General features: G+C 61.2%; 11 protein-coding genes. 4 read left to right on the forward strand and 7 right to left on the reverse strand.

Annotated features, from left to right (window positions below):
* Positions 1 to 170 precede the first annotated feature (170 nt).
* On the reverse strand, positions 171 to 4,022 hold the full coding sequence (locus C5F70_RS28695) for a bifunctional diguanylate cyclase/phosphodiesterase (protein ID WP_026140186.1): 3,852 nt from the start codon (positions 4,020 to 4,022) through the stop codon (positions 171 to 173).
* A gap of 285 nt (positions 4,023 to 4,307) precedes the next feature.
* Here C5F70_RS28695 and ettA point away from each other — a divergent pair, with 285 nt between their 5' ends.
* Both ettA and gdhA read left to right on the forward strand, forming a co-directional pair.
* Complete coding sequence (gene ettA / locus C5F70_RS28700; RefSeq protein ID WP_017848266.1) at positions 4,308 to 5,972, forward strand: energy-dependent translational throttle protein EttA; 1,665 nt, start codon at positions 4,308 to 4,310, stop codon at positions 5,970 to 5,972.
* 300 nt (positions 5,973 to 6,272) lie between these two features.
* Positions 6,273 to 7,610 (forward strand): NADP-specific glutamate dehydrogenase, encoded by a 1,338-nt coding sequence (gdhA, locus tag C5F70_RS28705; RefSeq protein WP_104904402.1) that lies wholly within the window; start codon positions 6,273 to 6,275, stop codon positions 7,608 to 7,610.
* Here gdhA and C5F70_RS28710 read toward each other — a convergent pair.
* The 5 genes from C5F70_RS28710 to C5F70_RS28730 form a co-directional block, all read right to left on the reverse strand.
* Positions 7,607 to 8,104, reverse strand: a complete 498-nt coding sequence (locus C5F70_RS28710; RefSeq protein WP_104904403.1) for a GreA/GreB family elongation factor — start codon at positions 8,102 to 8,104, stop codon at positions 7,607 to 7,609. The two genes, gdhA and C5F70_RS28710, sit on opposite strands and share 4 nt — an antisense overlap.
* Positions 8,105 to 8,174: 70 nt before the next feature.
* Positions 8,175 to 8,531, reverse strand: coding sequence for a hypothetical protein (locus C5F70_RS28715; protein ID WP_046381987.1), 357 nt, complete (start codon positions 8,529 to 8,531; stop codon positions 8,175 to 8,177).
* 94 nt (positions 8,532 to 8,625) lie between these two features.
* Entirely contained in the window at positions 8,626 to 8,931 is a 306-nt protein-coding gene (locus tag C5F70_RS28720) for a chorismate mutase (protein WP_046487702.1), read from the reverse strand.
* Positions 8,932 to 8,965: 34 nt separating this feature from the next.
* A complete protein-coding gene (locus tag C5F70_RS28725) occupies positions 8,966 to 10,819 on the reverse strand; it encodes a DUF4105 domain-containing protein (RefSeq protein ID WP_104904404.1) in 1,854 nt (617 codons plus the stop codon).
* Positions 10,820 to 10,911: 92 nt separating this feature from the next.
* Positions 10,912 to 11,400 carry a DUF3015 domain-containing protein gene (locus tag C5F70_RS28730; RefSeq protein WP_017847319.1) on the reverse strand — a complete coding sequence of 163 codons (489 nt, stop codon included), beginning with the start codon at positions 11,398 to 11,400 and terminating at the stop codon, positions 10,912 to 10,914.
* Between the two features lie 267 nt (positions 11,401 to 11,667).
* Between C5F70_RS28730 and C5F70_RS28735 the strand changes: the two genes are divergently transcribed.
* Both C5F70_RS28735 and C5F70_RS28740 read left to right on the forward strand, forming a co-directional pair.
* Positions 11,668 to 14,106 carry a Lon protease family protein gene (locus C5F70_RS28735; protein WP_017847320.1) on the forward strand — a complete coding sequence of 813 codons (2,439 nt, stop codon included), beginning with the start codon at positions 11,668 to 11,670 and terminating at the stop codon, positions 14,104 to 14,106.
* 179 nt (positions 14,107 to 14,285) lie between these two features.
* Positions 14,286 to 14,603: a hypothetical protein gene (locus C5F70_RS28740; RefSeq protein WP_017847321.1), complete on the forward strand. Its 318-nt coding sequence runs from the start codon at positions 14,286 to 14,288 to the stop codon at positions 14,601 to 14,603.
* 6 nt (positions 14,604 to 14,609) lie between these two features.
* Here C5F70_RS28740 and C5F70_RS28745 read toward each other — a convergent pair whose 3' ends face one another.
* Positions 14,610 to 16,433 carry a hypothetical protein gene (locus tag C5F70_RS28745; protein WP_102616967.1) on the reverse strand — a complete coding sequence of 608 codons (1,824 nt, stop codon included), beginning with the start codon at positions 16,431 to 16,433 and terminating at the stop codon, positions 14,610 to 14,612.
* Positions 16,434 to 16,455 lie beyond the last annotated feature (22 nt).

The raw sequence follows: 16,455 nt of genomic DNA on the forward strand, positions 1-16,455 counted from the left end.
GACGTCATGTCGCGGACAAGTGGTGTTCATCTGGCGGGGGGGGACTGTGCCGCCGCCATCGGGAGCAAGCGCCCTCCCACATTTGAATGTATTCGCAAATCGAAGTGTGGGAGGGGCGGTGCGACGATTCGACTTGCTCCCGATGGGGCCAGCGGCTTCACCACAAACTCTCAGTCGAACATGAACAGCGCATCATTGCTGAACTGCGCCGCGAACCGATTCGGCGGCATCGGCCGCCCGAACAGATAACCTTGCACCTCATCGCAGCCATGCTCGCGCAGGAAGTCCAGTTGCTCATGGGTCTCCACGCCCTCGGCGATCACCGCCAGGTTGAGGCTGTGGGCCATGGCGATGATCGCGCGGGCGATTTGCGCATCCTGCTCGCCGGACGGCAGGCCGTCGACGAAGGTACGGTCGATCTTGAGCACGTCGATGGGGAATTGCTTGAGGTAGTTGAGCGACGAATAGCCGGTGCCGAAGTCGTCCACCGCAATGCTCAGGCCGAGATTTTTCAGGCTGGCGAGGATCTGCATGGCTTCGTTGACTTCGCGCATCAGGATACTTTCGGTCAGCTCCAGCTCCAGGCACGCCGGCGGCAGGCCGGTGTCCTCAAGGATGCTGGCGATACGCTCACCCAACTGACCATCGGAGAATTGCCGCGCCGAGATGTTCACCGAGACTTTCGGCACCCGCACCTTGTTCTGGTGCCAGCTCTTGAGCTGGCGGCAGGCTTCGCTGATCACCCAGTCGCCCACATCCACCACCAGGCCCAACTCTTCCAGCACCGGAATGAAGTCCCCTGGCGGCACCAGGCCACGGCGCGGGTGGCGCCAGCGCAGCAAGGCTTCGGCGCCGGTCAGGCGTTTGCCGTCGCCGCTGAATTGCGGCTGGTAATAGAGCACGAATTCGTTCTGGTCGAGGGCGTGGCGCAGGTCGCTTTCCAACTCCAGGCGCTCCAGGGCGCTGGCGTTCATGTCGGCCTGGTAGAACTGGAAGTTGTTCTTGCCACGCTCCTTGGCGTGATACATCGCAGTGTCGGCGTTTTTCATCAACTGGCTCAGCTCGTTGCCGTCCTGCGGGCTGAGGGCGATGCCGATACTTGCTGTGACGAAAAACTCGCGGCCTTCCAGCACGAACGGTCTGACCAGGCTGGCGAGGATTTGCTCGGCCACGTGAATCGCGCGGTTCAGCGCCATTTCGCGGCTGATCCGCGGCTGCAGGAGCAGGGTGAACTCGTCACCGCCCATGCGCGCCACGGTGTCGTCTTCGGCCACGCAACCGAGCAGGCGGGTAGCCATCTCCTTGAGCATGCGGTCGCCGGCGGCGTGGCCCAGGGAGTCGTTGATCGGTTTGAAGCGGTCAAGGTCGAGGAACATCAGCACCACCCACGACTTCTGTCGTTCGGCCGACTGCAGCGCGGTGTGCAGGCGGTCCTGGAACAGCGTGCGGTTGGGCAGGTGGGTCAGGGCGTCGTAATAGGCCAGGCGGTGGATGCGCTGTTCGCTGGCCTTGCGCTCGCTGATATCGCTGAAGAAGCAGACGTAGCTGGCCAGGTCGCCTTCATCGTCGAACACGGCGGTAATGCCGACCCAGGCCGGGTAATGCTCGCCGTTGCGGCGCTTGAGCCACACTTCGCCTTCCCAGGTGCTGTGCTGGTGCAACTGCTTGAGCACATAGCGCAGGTGGGCTTCCTGCTGCTCGTCGACGGTGAGCATGTTCGGCAACTGGTCGAGCACGTCCGCCACGGCGTAGCCACTGACGCGGCTGAACGCCTCGTTGGCCTGCACGATATAGCCGGCCGGGTCGGTGATCAGGATCGCCGACGTGGAGTGCTCGAATACCGTGGCGGCCATGCGCAGGTCTTTCTCGGCGCGGCGCTGCTGGCTGATATCGCGGCCGACGCCGAGGATGCCCTCGAAGGCGCCGTGTTCGTCCCACACCAGCACCAGGCGCAGCTCGATCGGAACTTTACGCCCGTCGGCGCGCAGGCAGTCGAACAGGTACAGTTGGGTGTGGATGTCATCGCGCAGCTTGGCCAGCGCCTCGGCGTCGCCCAAGGCCCGGCTGACTTGCTCGACCAGGCTGTAGATGCCGGCCAATTGCTGCGGGTTGGCGATGATCGACTGCCAGCCATTCTTGAACACCCAGTCCACGTCATACCCCAGCACGGCGTTGACCGAGGGGCTGATGTAGTTGAGGGCGAGGCGGCTGTCGGTGGAGCAGATCACGTCGCTGATGCTTTCGGCCAGCATGCGGTAGCGCTGTTCGCTGTCACGCAGGGATTCGCTGGCCTCGATCTGATCGGTAATGTCCTTGGCCACGCCGATGATGCGCGTGACCTGCGCGGTCTTGTCCCCGGCCAGGGCTTGCTCGCGGATATCGAAGCGGCGCCATTGATTGTTGCGGTGGCGAAAGCGCAACTGGCATTGCAGTTGGTTCGAATAACCGGCCTGGCGCTGCTGCTGGCGCAAGTCGTGGTAATGCTCGGCGTCCTCGGGGTGCAGCAGGATTTCCCAGAAGTACTCGCCCATTTGCTGCAATTCGGCCTTGTTATAGCCGAGGGTGTGGCCCAGGTGGTGGTTGCTGAAAATCATCCGCTGGCTGATCACATCCTGCACATACAGGTGATCGGGCACGGTTCGCACCACGTCCGACCAGAAACTTTCGCGCTCCACCAGCGACAGTTCGATCAGCTTGCGGCTGGTGATGTCGCTGATGCTGAGGATCACCGCCTTGAAGTCGTCGCGCTGTTCCGGCAGGCGCATCACCAGCCACAGGTATTGGTTGTTGCCGAGCACATCGTTGAGCTGGATTTCCAGTTCCAACTGGTTCTGTTGGGTCAGCACCGCCTCGAGCACCTGATAGCCGATGGCCGTGGCGTTGCGTGGGCAGTCATCGATCAGGCGTTCCCAGGCTTGCTCGCACGAGCTGACGTTCAACAGGCGCACCGCCACCTGGTTGACCTCGGTGACGCGCAGTTCCTTGAGCAACTGGCGACGCGCTTCGGGGTTGCCCTGCAGCCACCCGTGCAATTGCTCGCGCGTGCGGATCTTGGCCTTGTCGAAGAACGCGTTGAGCCCCGACAGGTCAAGCACGCACAGGGCCACGCCGGTGCCTTCGAAAATATCCTGATAACGCCGCCGACCTTCGTTCACCTGGCGCTGGCGGCGGCGCATATTCAACAGCACGATCACCGGCACCAACGAGAAGGCCAGGCCCAGCAGGCACTTGCCGATAAACGCCGGCAGCAATTGTTCCAGCACGGCGTTACGGTCGAAGAGGCCGCGCAGTTGCCAGTCGCTTTTGCTCAGTGGCGTGACCAGCACGCTTTTTTTCAACTCGTCCGGGGTCAGGGCGGCGGCCAATTGTGTTGGCATGCCGCTGTCACGGCTGACCACGTGGTGGTTCAGGCGATTCTCGACGGCCCACATCGGCCGCTGGCCCTGGCCATCCTGGCGGGTAAGGTTGGCCAGGTAGTTCGGTGCCAGGCGCAGCGCCCAGTACATTTTCGAATCGCCACTGGGCTGATGCAGCAGCAGATAGATGATGGTGCCGTTGTTGTCGTTGCTCAGGTAGTAGGGCTGGGAATGGCTGCGCTTGACCAGTTCCTCGAGGAAGTCGCTGTCCTGGCTGTCTTTGGCCGTGTCGCGGATCATCGCGCCGCTGGGGGCGAGCAGCGCGAAGCTGCGCAGTTCCGGCAGAGAGCGTTGCAAGCTGAGCATCAACGCCTGTTGCTGTTCGTCGTTGCGCGGCGGCTCGACCATCGGCAACAGATTCAGCGCGATCTGTGCGCTCAGGGCCATGTTCAGGCTGATCTGCTCTGCCAGGTCGGCGCTGTAGTCGATGGTGTATTGCTGCTGATTTTTCTGGTTCTGCTGCAGTTGGTCGAGCAGTTGCCAGAACAATAACGCGAGCAACATGAGGACAAGCGTCGCCAATGCGCCTTTGAGGGTGCCGTGCAGGGGCGCTCCCGGCGCTATGTGAGCGGCGCGCAGGGGAGTAGGCGGCGTGACGTTGGACAAACTGTGATCCTGCGGTTTGGCTGGACTGGCGCGCGACATGCACTATAAGCCGGACGCCCGGAGGGCGGCTAGCATGCCTTGACTTGTGGCAAAGTGCCAGTCCTGCCTGGCTGGACTGCCCTGGCGCATTCAGGTAGCTTTGCCGGTTACGCGGGGGCGTTCCAGCCCCAGACAATCAGGCTTTTTCCGCTCGCAGGCATTGATCAAGGTCAACGGCCCGCGCGGCGCATGGTCTGGCACGGGCTTCGCCCGCTCAATTCATCAGTCACTGACGCTAGGTTCACCATGGCTCAATACGTCTTCACCATGCATCGGCTGGGCAAAGTTGTTCCGCCGAAGCGGGAAATCCTGAAAAACATTTCGCTGTCTTTTTTCCCCGGCGCCAAGATCGGCGTGCTCGGCCTCAACGGTTCGGGTAAATCCACCCTGTTGAAAATCATGGCCGGCGTCGACACCGAGTTCGAAGGCGAAGCCCGCCCGATGCCCGATCTGAACATCGGCTACCTGCCGCAAGAACCGATCCTGGACCCGGCCAAGACCGTGCGCGAAGTGGTCGAAGAAGCCGTCAGCGTGATCAAGGACGCCCAGGCCCGCCTGGACGAAGTCTACGCCGCCTACGCCGAACCGGATGCCGACTTCGACAAGCTGGCCGCCGAACAGGCCAAGCTCGAAGCCATCCTGCAGGCTGGCGACGGTCACAACCTCGATCGCCAGCTGGAAGTCGCCGCCGATGCGCTGCGCCTGCCGGCGTGGGACGCCAAGGTTGAACACCTGTCCGGTGGTGAGAAGCGCCGTGTGGCCCTGTGCCGCCTGCTGCTGTCGGCTCCCGACATGCTGCTGCTCGACGAACCGACCAACCACTTGGACGCTGATTCCGTCGCCTGGCTGGAACATTTCCTTCACGACTTCCCGGGCACCGTGGTTGCGATCACGCACGACCGGTACTTCCTGGACAACGTCGCCGGCTGGATTCTCGAACTCGACCGTGGCGCCGGCATCCCTTACGAGGGCAACTACTCCGGTTGGCTCGAAGCCAAGTCCGACCGTCTGGCCGCCGAATCCAAGCAGCAATCGGCCCACGAAAAAGCCATGAAGGAAGAACTGGAGTGGGTGCGCAAAGGCGCCAAGGCCCGCCAGTCCAAATCCAAGGCACGTCTGCAACGCTTTGAAGAAATGCAGTCGCAGGAATTCCAGAAGCGCAGCGAAACCAACGAGATCTACATCCCGGCCGGTCCGCGCCTGGGTGACAAGGTCATCGAATTCAAGAATGTGTCCAAAGGCTATGGCGACCGCGTGTTGATCGACAACCTGTCGTTCTCCATGCCAAAAGGCGCGATCGTCGGCGTTATCGGCGGTAACGGTGCGGGTAAATCCACACTGTTCCGCATGCTGATGGGCAAGGAAACCCCAGACTCGGGCACCATCGAAGTCGGTGAAACCGTGCAACTGGCCTGCGTGGACCAAAGCCGCGAAGACCTCGACGGCAGCAAAACTGTGTTTCAGCAGATTTCCGACGGTTCCGACCAGATCCGTATCGGCAACTATGAAATCCCGTCGCGCACCTACGTCGGCCGTTTCAACTTCAAGGGTGGCGACCAGCAGAAGTTCGTCAAGGACCTGTCCGGTGGTGAGCGTGGTCGCTTGCACCTGGCCCTGACCCTGAAAGAGGGCGGCAACGTCCTGCTGCTCGACGAACCGTCCAACGACCTCGACGTTGAAACCCTGCGTTCCCTGGAAGAAGCCCTGCTGGACTTCCCGGGCGCCGCCATTGTGATCTCTCACGATCGGTGGTTCCTCGACCGCGTCGCGACCCACATCCTCGCGTATGAAGATGACTCGCAGGCGGTGTTCTTCGAAGGTAACTACACCGAGTACGAAGCGGATCGCAAGAAACGCCTGGGCGAAGCCGCTGCCCAGCCGCACCGTGTACGGCACAAGAAACTGGCCTGATTCGGGGCGGTTTGGAAAAAGCGGAGCCTTCGGGCTCCGTTTTTTTTGCCCATGACTTCCTGACGAACATCGATCAAATGTGGGAGGGGGCTTGCCCCCGATAGCGGTTTTTCAGTTGGTGCATGGCGCCGTTTTGAAATCCCCTTTTAGGTGCGATAAATGCCTGTTTTTCAGGTTTATTTATATCCAATGCACCATTTAAATTCACAAAGGCGACATTTTGCCCTGTCGCGGTGCAACATGAATTGATAAAGTCCGGCTCAATCGCCCTTAACGACAATAAATTTGCCGAGACTTTTCATGATCGAATCCGTTGAATCCTTTCTTGCCCGCCTGAAGAAACGCGACCCCGACCAGCCGGAATTCCACCAGGCCGTAGAAGAAGTCCTACGCAGCCTGTGGCCGTTTCTTGAAGCCAATCCTCACTACCTGACCTCGGGCATTCTTGAGCGTATCTGCGAGCCGGAACGTGCGATTACTTTCCGGGTGTCGTGGGTCGATGATCACGGCAAGGTTCAGGTCAACCGCGGTTTCCGTATCCAGATGAACAGTGCCATCGGCCCGTACAAGGGCGGCCTGCGCTTTCACCCGTCGGTCAACCTGGGCGTATTGAAATTCCTCGCCTTCGAACAGACCTTCAAAAACTCCCTGACCTCGTTGCCCATGGGCGGCGGCAAAGGCGGCTCGGACTTCGACCCCAAGGGCAAGAGCGACGCCGAAGTGATGCGCTTCTGCCAGGCGTTCATGAGCGAGTTGTACCGCCATATCGGCGCGGACGTGGACGTCCCGGCCGGCGATATCGGCGTGGGTGCCCGCGAGATCGGCTTCCTGTTCGGCCAGTACAAGCGCCTGAGCAACCAGTTCACTTCCGTGCTGACCGGCAAGGGCATGACCTACGGCGGCAGCTTGATCCGCCCCGAAGCCACCGGTTTCGGTTGCGTGTACTTCGCTGAAGAAATGCTCAAGCGCGATGGCCTGCGGGTCGAGGGCAAGCGCGTGGCGGTCTCCGGCTCCGGCAACGTGGCGCAATACGCGGCGCGCAAGGTCATGGACCTGGGCGGCAAGGTGATTTCGTTGTCCGACTCGGAAGGCACCCTGTACGCCGAAAACGGGTTGACGGAGGAGCAATGGTCGGCGCTGCTGGAGCTGAAAAACGTCCAGCGCGGTCGCATCAGCGAACTGGCGGCCCGTTACGGCCTGGAGTTCCGCGCCGGTAAAACCCCGTGGGAACTGGTGTGCGACATCGCGCTGCCATGCGCCACCCAGAACGAACTCGACGCCGACGCTGCGCGCGCCCTGTTGCGCAACGGCTGCCTCTGCGTGGCCGAAGGCGCCAACATGCCGACCACCCTGGAGGCTGTGGATATCTTTATCGACGCAGGCATTCTGTTCGCCCCGGGCAAGGCGTCCAACGCCGGCGGCGTGGCGGTGAGTGGCCTGGAAATGTCGCAGAACGCCATGCGCCTGCTGTGGACCGCCGGTGAGGTGGACAGCAAACTGCACAACATCATGCAGTCGATTCACCACGCGTGCGTGCATTACGGTGAGGAAAACGGCCGGATCAACTACGTGAAAGGCGCGAATATCGCCGGCTTCGTCAAAGTCGCCGACGCGATGCTGGCCCAAGGCATCGTCTAGGTCTCGGCCTCGATGCGCAGCACTTCGATCAACTGATCGCCGACGGGGCGCTGCCACAGCACCTCGTCGCCCACCCGGGCGCCGAGCAGCGCCCGACCCAGGGGCGAACCCCAGTTGATCAGGCCCGCAGCGGCATCGGCCTGGTCTTCACCGACCAGCTGAATGCGCTGTTGCTCGTCCTGCTCATTGGCAAAGGTCACCCAACTGCCGATCTGCACCTTGTCGGTGGACACGGCCGGCGCCACCACCTGGGCACTCTGTAGCCGCTGGTTGAAGTAACGCAAATCCCGCTCAAGGTCGGCCTGGCGCTGTTTGTCGGCCTGTTCGCCCTTGGCGGATTCGACGCTGTATTCCTGCTGCAACTGCGCGACCTTGGCCTGTAACTGCGCCAACCCGCGCGCGGTGAGGCGATTGGGTTGCTCGCTGACCTGACGCTCGACCGGTGGGTCGGCCTGGGCGGCGGCGCTGTCTTCATTCACAAAAGCTCGGCTCATGACAGGCTCCCTCTATAGCGTTTGGGCCATGTTCGCCGCACTTAAGTTTCGACGAATGTCTGAAAGCGACCTATTGCGAGCGATAAGCCTTGGCTGCGTCGCGATCCTTCTCCTGCTGCCAGGCGCGCTCGCGCTCGTCCCAGTGATGGTCTTTGTAGTCGCGCAACTCTTCGTTTTCGCGCATGGCCTTGCACTGGCGAAAGCCATCTTCCCAGCCTTCGGCGTATACGCGGTCTTTCAGATAACGCGGCACATTCTTGCGAAACTCCCCGGTAATCACCCCCGCGGCCTGGCGACCACTGCTGCAGCCGTCATCGAAGCCGTCGGCAAACGCCGGTGGATAACCCTTGGCCAGCAACTCCTGATGGGTCGATTGGCAACCCGACAACCCCAGCACCGCACACAGCATTACTGCATACCGCCACATTACTTGCTCCCTGGCCGTTTCACGGCTGATAGGGGAAGTTTAGAAGGGGATTCGTCGGGGGGATGTGAAAGGGGGGTGAGAAAGGTGTTGGGTGCTATGTCGTCTGATGGCTGGCCAGCGCAGCATGCTCAGCCAATTCTTGCTGGATAAACGCCGCAATCATCGCGCGGTAAACCTGTTCTGTGACGTCTGGGTTGGCGCCGACCGTGTGGGATAGGTCGCGCACTTTGCTGATCACCTGTTCGACGCGCTGTGGTGCCTTGACGCCGTCGGTGTCTTTTTTGAAGCGTGCCGCCTGGGAAACGTAGTGGCCGCGTTCGGCCAACAGGCTGACGATTTGCTGGTCGAGGCGGTCGATGTTGCTTCGGACTTCTTCAAGGGTGGTGCAGGTAACGGCCATGTTGAGTGAACTCCTGATTCTGGTTGGGCGTTGGTCAGTAGTGATACCACTTCATCTCAAGCATTACCTCATTCACCGGCGTCGACAAGTGGCTGTACTCGCGTTGGGCGCTCAGGCGCAGGCCGAGGTTGCGCGACAATTCCCACTGCTGGTTCAGGCTGATGCTGCGCCGTACTTCGCCATTGGTGAAGAAATCTCCCTTGGCTTCCAGGCTCAGGTTGCCCAGCGGGTTTTTCCACAGTACGCCGGTGTTGAAACCGGCGGCGGGGGAGATGGCTTCGCTGAAGTCGTTGTTGTGTTCCACGCGCACGGTGCCGAGGGCGAAACCGAGCATGTCGTCGCGCAGTTGCCAGGTGCCGCCGGCGCCGCCATTGACGTGGGCGACCAGGGTTTCATCGTCGTGTTTGCCCGGCACGCGTTCCAGGCCACCGGTGACTTGCCATGACCAGGGTTGCAGCAACGCGTTGCGCGGAGTCAGGGAGCGGATGGTGGCCAGGTCCAGTTGCTGCAGTTGCCAGTGGTTGCCTTCGTACTGGCGCAGTTTCATTTGCAGGATCTCGATCTGCGCGCCGAGGGGGAAGCCTTCGGAGTTGTCGTTGAGGTCGTGGTAGGCCATGCGCAGGCCGTATTCGCCGAAGGCTTTGTCGCCACGCGTGCCGATGCCGGCTTGCCAGGTGCGTGATTCATGGCCGGTTTCCGGCAGGCCTGGGGGCGTGATCTTTAGGTCGGGCGCGGGGTTCTGGTTGATCGCACGCAGCAGTTCGAAGCTGCGTTGGGAGCGTTCGGTGTCGCGCTCCAGGCCATTGGCGCGGTAGCGGCCGAGGCGGTAGGCGGCGTCGATGATCAGCGCCTGGCGCTCGCGCGGCAACGCTTTAAACGCAGGCGCCTGCAATTGTTTCTGGTCGTCGCTGACTTTCAGCACCCATTGCTGCTCGTCGCTGTCCAGCGGTTTGGCGCGTTCCAGCAACTCGCGCTCACGGGACGGGCGATAGTCGATCTTCTCGACCAGGCCGGCATCTTTCACGGCCTTGACCGTGTCGGTGGGGATCGCAGTGAGCGGGAATTGCTCGGTCAGGCGCAGGCCGGGGCGGGCCACTTGCAGCAACTCCAACAGGCGGTAGGAGCAGTTTTCGTCGAAGAAGAAGTAGTCGAACTGGATCTGCTTGAGTTCCCACACGTGCTCGACCATGCGCTCGGTCTCGACCTGGGTCAGGTTCAGGCGGTATTCCCACAGGTCGCGGTTCTCCAGGCTGCGGTATTCGGAGAGTTTTTCCTGGTAGGGCACCAGGGCGAACAGGCCGGGGTAGCCGCCCATCAGGCCTTTCCAGGCGTAGAGGATGCTGTTGTCCGAGCCTTCGATGTACGCGCCGAAGTTGATCGCATAGCTGAGCAGCGCGGTGTTGTTGCTCTGCACGTCGGCCTGGTCGATGCGCAGCAGGGTGTGGCCGAACATCGATGAAGGGCTGTTGAGGTAGGCCGCCGGGAAGATCATCACCGCGCTATGGGGCGCGACGTCCTTGAACCATTGCTTGAATTCGTTGCAGCCCACGGTGGGCAGGTCGGTCAGTTGCAACCGGTCCTTGAGCCAGCGGGTACGTGCGGGGTAAACGCATTGCGCATGTTTTTCACCCAGGCTGGCCGGCGCGTAGAGCGCGTCGACGGTGGCCTTGAGTTCGGCATCCGGGTGATGGGCACCATCGGCGGCGAGGAAGAATTTTTTGTCGCTGACATAGCTGCGCCAGCCACTGACTTTGCCGGCTTCGTAATGGCCCAAGGACAACCAGAACGGATCGTTGGCCAATTGCTGCAAACGTTGATCATCAAGATGCGGCGCCGCATACAACGGGGCGCAGGCGAAGAGTGCCATCCAGGCAAGGCGTTTGAGCATAGGGGCAACTTAAGTCGGAAAAAGTGAGACCCAAGCGGGGAGGCGGGTCCAAAAATAAGACCCGCGCCTTGGAGGGCGCGGGCGGCTCGAGCTTAAGCCTGGGTTGCGTATTTCGCCAGGCGGGCATCACTTTTCAGTACAGCCAGGGTGTTGTTGTGGACATCCTCAGCGGTCACGTCGGCCTTGCTGAAGATTTGCTGGAAGTGCTCGTGGGTCACGGCAGAAAAGTGCTCGCGATCTTCCGGTGCAACGCCCAGTACCACGGCATAGGTGGTCAGCGCTTCGCCATTGCCTTTGGCCATGTCTTCGGACAGCTCGTTCATCATGCCATTCATGGCAATCCACGATTTGCCGCCGTAGGTCAGGGCGCTGTTGGTGCTGCAACCGTTGGTGCCCGAGGTCATGCCGAAGGTAGCGTTGCCCGAGGTGCCGTTGGTGGTGGACGCCAGGAAGTGCGCCGGCGTGCCGCGCTGGCCTTCGAACAGCATGTTGCCCCAACCGCAGTTTGGGCCGCCGGGTGATTCAGCCATTGCGTTGAGGGAAACGACGGTGAAGAGAGTACCGAGAAGGATCCGTTTCATAGCTTTGTTCTCTTTGTGTGCAAACCAATGGACAAGGGTTCAGGCGCAGTAACGCGCCTTAGGGGCCGGTTATTAGTCCAGCCCGCGCAGTTTGGAGTTTAGGCAGGTTCCAGGGGTTCCGTGATTTTTAATAAAACAATCAGAGATATCTCGATTTTTTTGTAGGACGCAGCCCGTGTCTATGCTTTACCTCAGGCGCGCCTTGCCAGAGCGCGTAACAGAGAGCCAGAATGCCGCCATCTGCCCCGCCTGATGTAAGGAAGCCCGATGCCTGATCCTGTTGCTGCCAGCTTGCGTCTAGCGCCCGAAGCGCTGACTCGCCCTTTCTCCGCTGAACAGTTCAGCTTCTCGACCACCAATGATTTGGAGCCCTTTCGCGGTGTGCTTGGCCAGGAACGTGCGGTTGAAGCCTTGCAGTTCGGTGTGGCCATGCCACGCCCCGGTTACAACGTGTTTGTCATGGGCGAGCCGGGCACCGGCCGCTTTTCGTTCGTCAAACGCTACCTGAAGGCCGAAGGCAAACGCCTGCAGACCCCGTCGGACTGGGTCTATGTGAATAATTTCGATGAGCCCCGCGAACCCCGCGCCTTGGAACTGCCGGCAGGCGGCGCCGCGGCGTTCATCAGCGACATCAACGGCTTGATCGACAATCTGGTGGCGACCTTCCCGGCAGTGTTCGAACACCCGACGTATCAACAACGCAAAAGCGCTATCGACCGCGCGTTCAACCAGCGTTACGACAAGGCATTGGACGTGATCGAACGCCTGGCCCTGGAAAAGGACGTGGCGCTGTACCGCGACAGTTCCAACATCGCGTTCACCCCGATGCTCGACGGCAAGGCACTGGACGAGGCCGAGTTCTCGCAGTTGCCGGAAGTCGATCGCGAGCGCTTCCACACCGATATTTCCGAACTGGAAGAACGCCTCAACGAAGAGCTGGCCAGCCTGCCGCAGTGGAAGCGTGAGTCGAACAACCAACTGCGTCAGTTCAACGAAGAAACCATCACCCTGGCCCTACAGCCATTGCTGTCACCGTTGTCGGAAAAGTACGCAGAAAACGCCGCCGTATGCGGTTACCTGCAAGCCATGCAGGTGTACTTGCTGAAAACCGTGGTCGAGCAATTGGTGGACGACGCCAAGACCGACGCCCAGGCCCGCAAGCTGCTCGAAGAACAGTACTGCCCGAGCCTGGTAGTCGGCCATCCGGTCAACGGCGGCGCCCCGGTGGTGTTTGAACCGCACCCGACCTACGACAACCTGTTCGGCCGGATCGAATACAGCACCGATCAGGGCGCGCTCTACACCACCTATCGTCAGTTGCGTCCGGGCGCCTTGCACCGGGCCAACGGCGGGTTCCTGATCCTCGAAGCCGAGAAGATGCTCAGCGAGCCGTTTGTGTGGGACGCCCTCAAGCGTTCCCTGCAGTCGCGCAAGCTGAAGATGGAGTCGCCGCTGGGCGAGCTGGGCCGCCTGGCCACGGTGACGCTCAACCCGCAGATGATCGCGTTGCAGGTCAAGGTGATCATCATCGGTTCCCGCCAGTTGTACTACGCGTTGCAGGACGCCGATCCGGACTTCCAGGAAATGTTCCGCGTGCTGGTGGATTTCGACGAAGACATCCCGATGGTCGACGAAAGCCTCGAGCAGTTCGCGCAGTTGCTGAAAACCCGCACCTCGGAAGAGGGCATGGCGCCGCTGACCTCGGACGCGGTGGCGCGCTTGGCCACTTATAGCGCACGCCTGGCCGAACACCAGGGGCGGTTGTCGGCGCGCATTGGCGACTTGTTCCAACTGGTCAGCGAGGCGGATTTCATTCGCCACCTGGCGGGCGACGAAATGACCGACGCCGGCCATATCGAACGTGCGCTGAAGGCCAAGGCCACGCGCACCGGGCGGGTGTCGGCGCGGATTCTCGACGACATGCTCGCCGGGGTGATCCTGATCGACACCGCCGGTGCGGCGGTCGGCAAGTGCAACGGGCTGACGGTGCTGGAAGTCGGCGATTCGGCGTTCGGCGTGCCGGCGCGGATTTCCGCCACGGTGTACCCGGGCGGCAGCGGCATCGTCGACATTGAGCGTGAGGTCAACCTCGGCCAGCCGATTCACTCCAAGGGCGTGATGATCCTCACCGGTTACCTGGGCAGCCGTTATGCCCAGGAATTCCCGCTGGCGATCTCGGCGAGTATCGCGCTGGAACAGTCCTACGGTTATGTGGACGGCGACAGCGCGTCCCTGGGCGAGGCCTGTACCTTGATTTCGGCCTTGTCGAAAACCCCGCTCAAACAGTGTTTTGCCATCACCGGTTCGATCAACCAGTTTGGTGAAGTGCAGGCGGTGGGCGGGGTCAACGAGAAGATCGAAGGTTTCTTCCGCCTCTGCGAAGCGCGTGGGCTGACCGGAGAACAAGGCGCGATCATTCCGCAGGCCAACGTCGCCACGCTGATGCTCGATGAGAAGGTGTTGCAGGCCGTGCGCGCCGGGCAATTCCATATCTATGCGGTGCGCCAGGCGGATGAGGCGTTGAGCCTGCTGGTCGGCGAGCCGGCCGGTGAGCCGGACGCAGAAGGGCAATTCCCCGAAGGCACGGTGAATGCGCGTGTGGTCGAGCGTTTGCGCGCGATTGCCGAGATGATCAGCGAGGAAGACTTGAAGGAAGCTGAAAAGGAACTGGCGCTGCACGCGCAGGCGGAAGCCAAACCGAGCTGATCGGTTAGCCCGCCACTAAATTGACTCCAGGTTGGGGGCCAACGCCCGTTGGTCTCTACAACCTTGGTTTATCGCGTTTTTCTTCTATTCTGAGCACTAGGGATATCCACCGGAGTCGCAGGATAGAAACAGTCTCGCCGTGCTTGAGGCTGAACGCCGATCTACCGAGGGTCGCCGCCATGCCGCGCAACCTTTGCCTGACCCGCCAGTGTCTGGGCCTGGGCACTCGCATCGAATGCTCCATTCGCCCTCTCGCGGGGGATAACGGGATGTGGACGTTGTTGTTTGCCGCTGGAATGACCGGCGAGCAGCCTTCGACCATCAAATCCCAGGGACCGTTTCCCGGGCCGTTCGTGGCCGAAACCTTCCTGCAATCGATCGTCGAAAACCTGACCCAGCAAGGCTACGAGCTGGCGCAGGAGCCGCAGATCTGGTGCCTGCATCTGCAGGCCCACCTGCGCCAGCTCAATAACGGGCAGGAATGCCTGGCCCTGTAGGCCCGGTTATTTGCTTTCGGGCTTGTCCAGCTTGACCTCGAAGCCGTATTGCACGGTGCTCAGGTTGGTACGCTGGTAGCTTTCCAACTGGGTCGGCTGGCCGTAGAAGTAGTGCACATCAAACAACGCCGTGCCGTATTCCTCGGCGTGGTGGCTGACCCCGAGGATTTCCTTGAGGTAGTTGCCGCTGGCGTCCTTGGCATAGAAGCGCCAGCTGTCGGACGGGAACTGCGCCTGGTCGACGATCAGCGCGTTGTCCTTGAGCGACAGGCCCTTGGGCAGCTTGGCCACGTCGATCGTGGCTTGGTCGATGCTGGTCAGGAACAGCGGAATCGAGCCCACCACAAACGCCGGGTTCTCCGGGAACAGGTTGAGGTCGTAGGTGAGCGTGCCGCGTGCAGGGTTCAGCTCGAAGGCTTCGCTCGGCAACTCGATGGGCTCGCCGCGCTCGCCTTTTTCATTGGCTGTGAAAAACGTCACCGGGGCTTCGTCGCTGTTGCGTTCGGTGCCCGCCAATTCGTCGTTGAAGGTGTAGGGGTGGTCAAACACGATATGCGCGGCGCTGGCATCTTCGACGGACTGGCTGATGGTCACGCTGTTTTTCAGCTGGTCCTCGGTCATCGTCGCGGTTTTCAGCCAACTGGCGGTGCTGTCGTCATACACCGTTACCGCCATCGGCAAGGCTTGCACGGTTTTCTGCAGGCTGTTTTTGTCGAAGCGCAATACGGGCAGGTCGAGGTCCTTGCGGGTCAGCGTGGCCTTGGAAAAGTCCAGCACGTCGACCTGCAGCGTGTCGATCAGGCCATTGAAGTAGACCTTGGCGTAATGGCTGCTTTGCTGGTGTTCGAAGGCTTTCTGCTCGTCCGTCAGTTGTTTCTCAAACGCGTCCGACCAGGCTTTCTGCTTTTGCATCTGCGCCAGTTGTTTCTCGTAGAACGCCACCTGCGCGGCATTTTCGTTGATCGAGCCCGAGCGCGTGAGGAACTGCCCGGTACTGTCGCGGGCCTGCACCAGCAACGGGTCCGGTGATTCGTCGCCGACCTCCGCCGCCAGCGGTTCGTGGTTGGTCAGTTCGATCTCGGCGTAGTTTTTTTCCAGGCTCAGCAGGTTGAGGGTGATATTGCCCTCGGTGCGTGGGTGGCCGAGGTCTTTTTTCGACAGGTCGAACGTCAGCACCTTGCCCGGCGCGACCACCTCGACCGTACCTTTGAGGCTGACGGGCTGCGGCTGGCTCTTGTTGTCGGTCTCGATGCCGTCGATGAACGGGTAGGTCACCGTCAGGTCATCGGGGTTGGTCAGGTTGGAACTGCTGGGGCTCAACTGGATGCCGGGATCGGTTTCCGACCATTCCGGCTGGAAGGGGATGACTTTGCTGTTGCTCAAGGTCACCGACTGCCATTCCAGGCCATGGGGGAACGGGAACTGGTCGGGCGTGTTGAAGTTGAACGGGAACACCGGCTGCAGATCGGTCAGGTAGTCCGAGTGGGAGGTCTTGCGCAGCACGAACAGGCCGTTGATGTAGGTGTCGACCAGGGCCTGGGGCGTGGGGTAGTGCTTGAGCAGGGCCAGGCTGTCTTCGCCGTATTCGGCTTCGATGGGCTTGCTGGCGAGCTTGACCCGCGCCCGTTCCAGCAACAACAGCGAACCGCCGAGGTCGGTGATGGCGTCGCGCAGTTTGGGGTCCTGGATACTGTCGAGCGACTGTTCGAACTGCTTGGTTTTCTCTTCAAGGGTGGTCTGCTTTTGCTCGTCGCTGGGAGAACAGCCACCGGCCAGCAGCAATGCTGCACACAGGCCGATGCTGGCCCAAGGGGAACGCACATCCATCATCTTGAGTTTTCCTGTCCGACGT

The sequence above is a fragment of the Pseudomonas sp. LH1G9 genome, assembly GCF_002949975.1.
GTDB lineage: Bacteria > Pseudomonadota > Gammaproteobacteria > Pseudomonadales > Pseudomonadaceae > Aquipseudomonas > Aquipseudomonas veronii.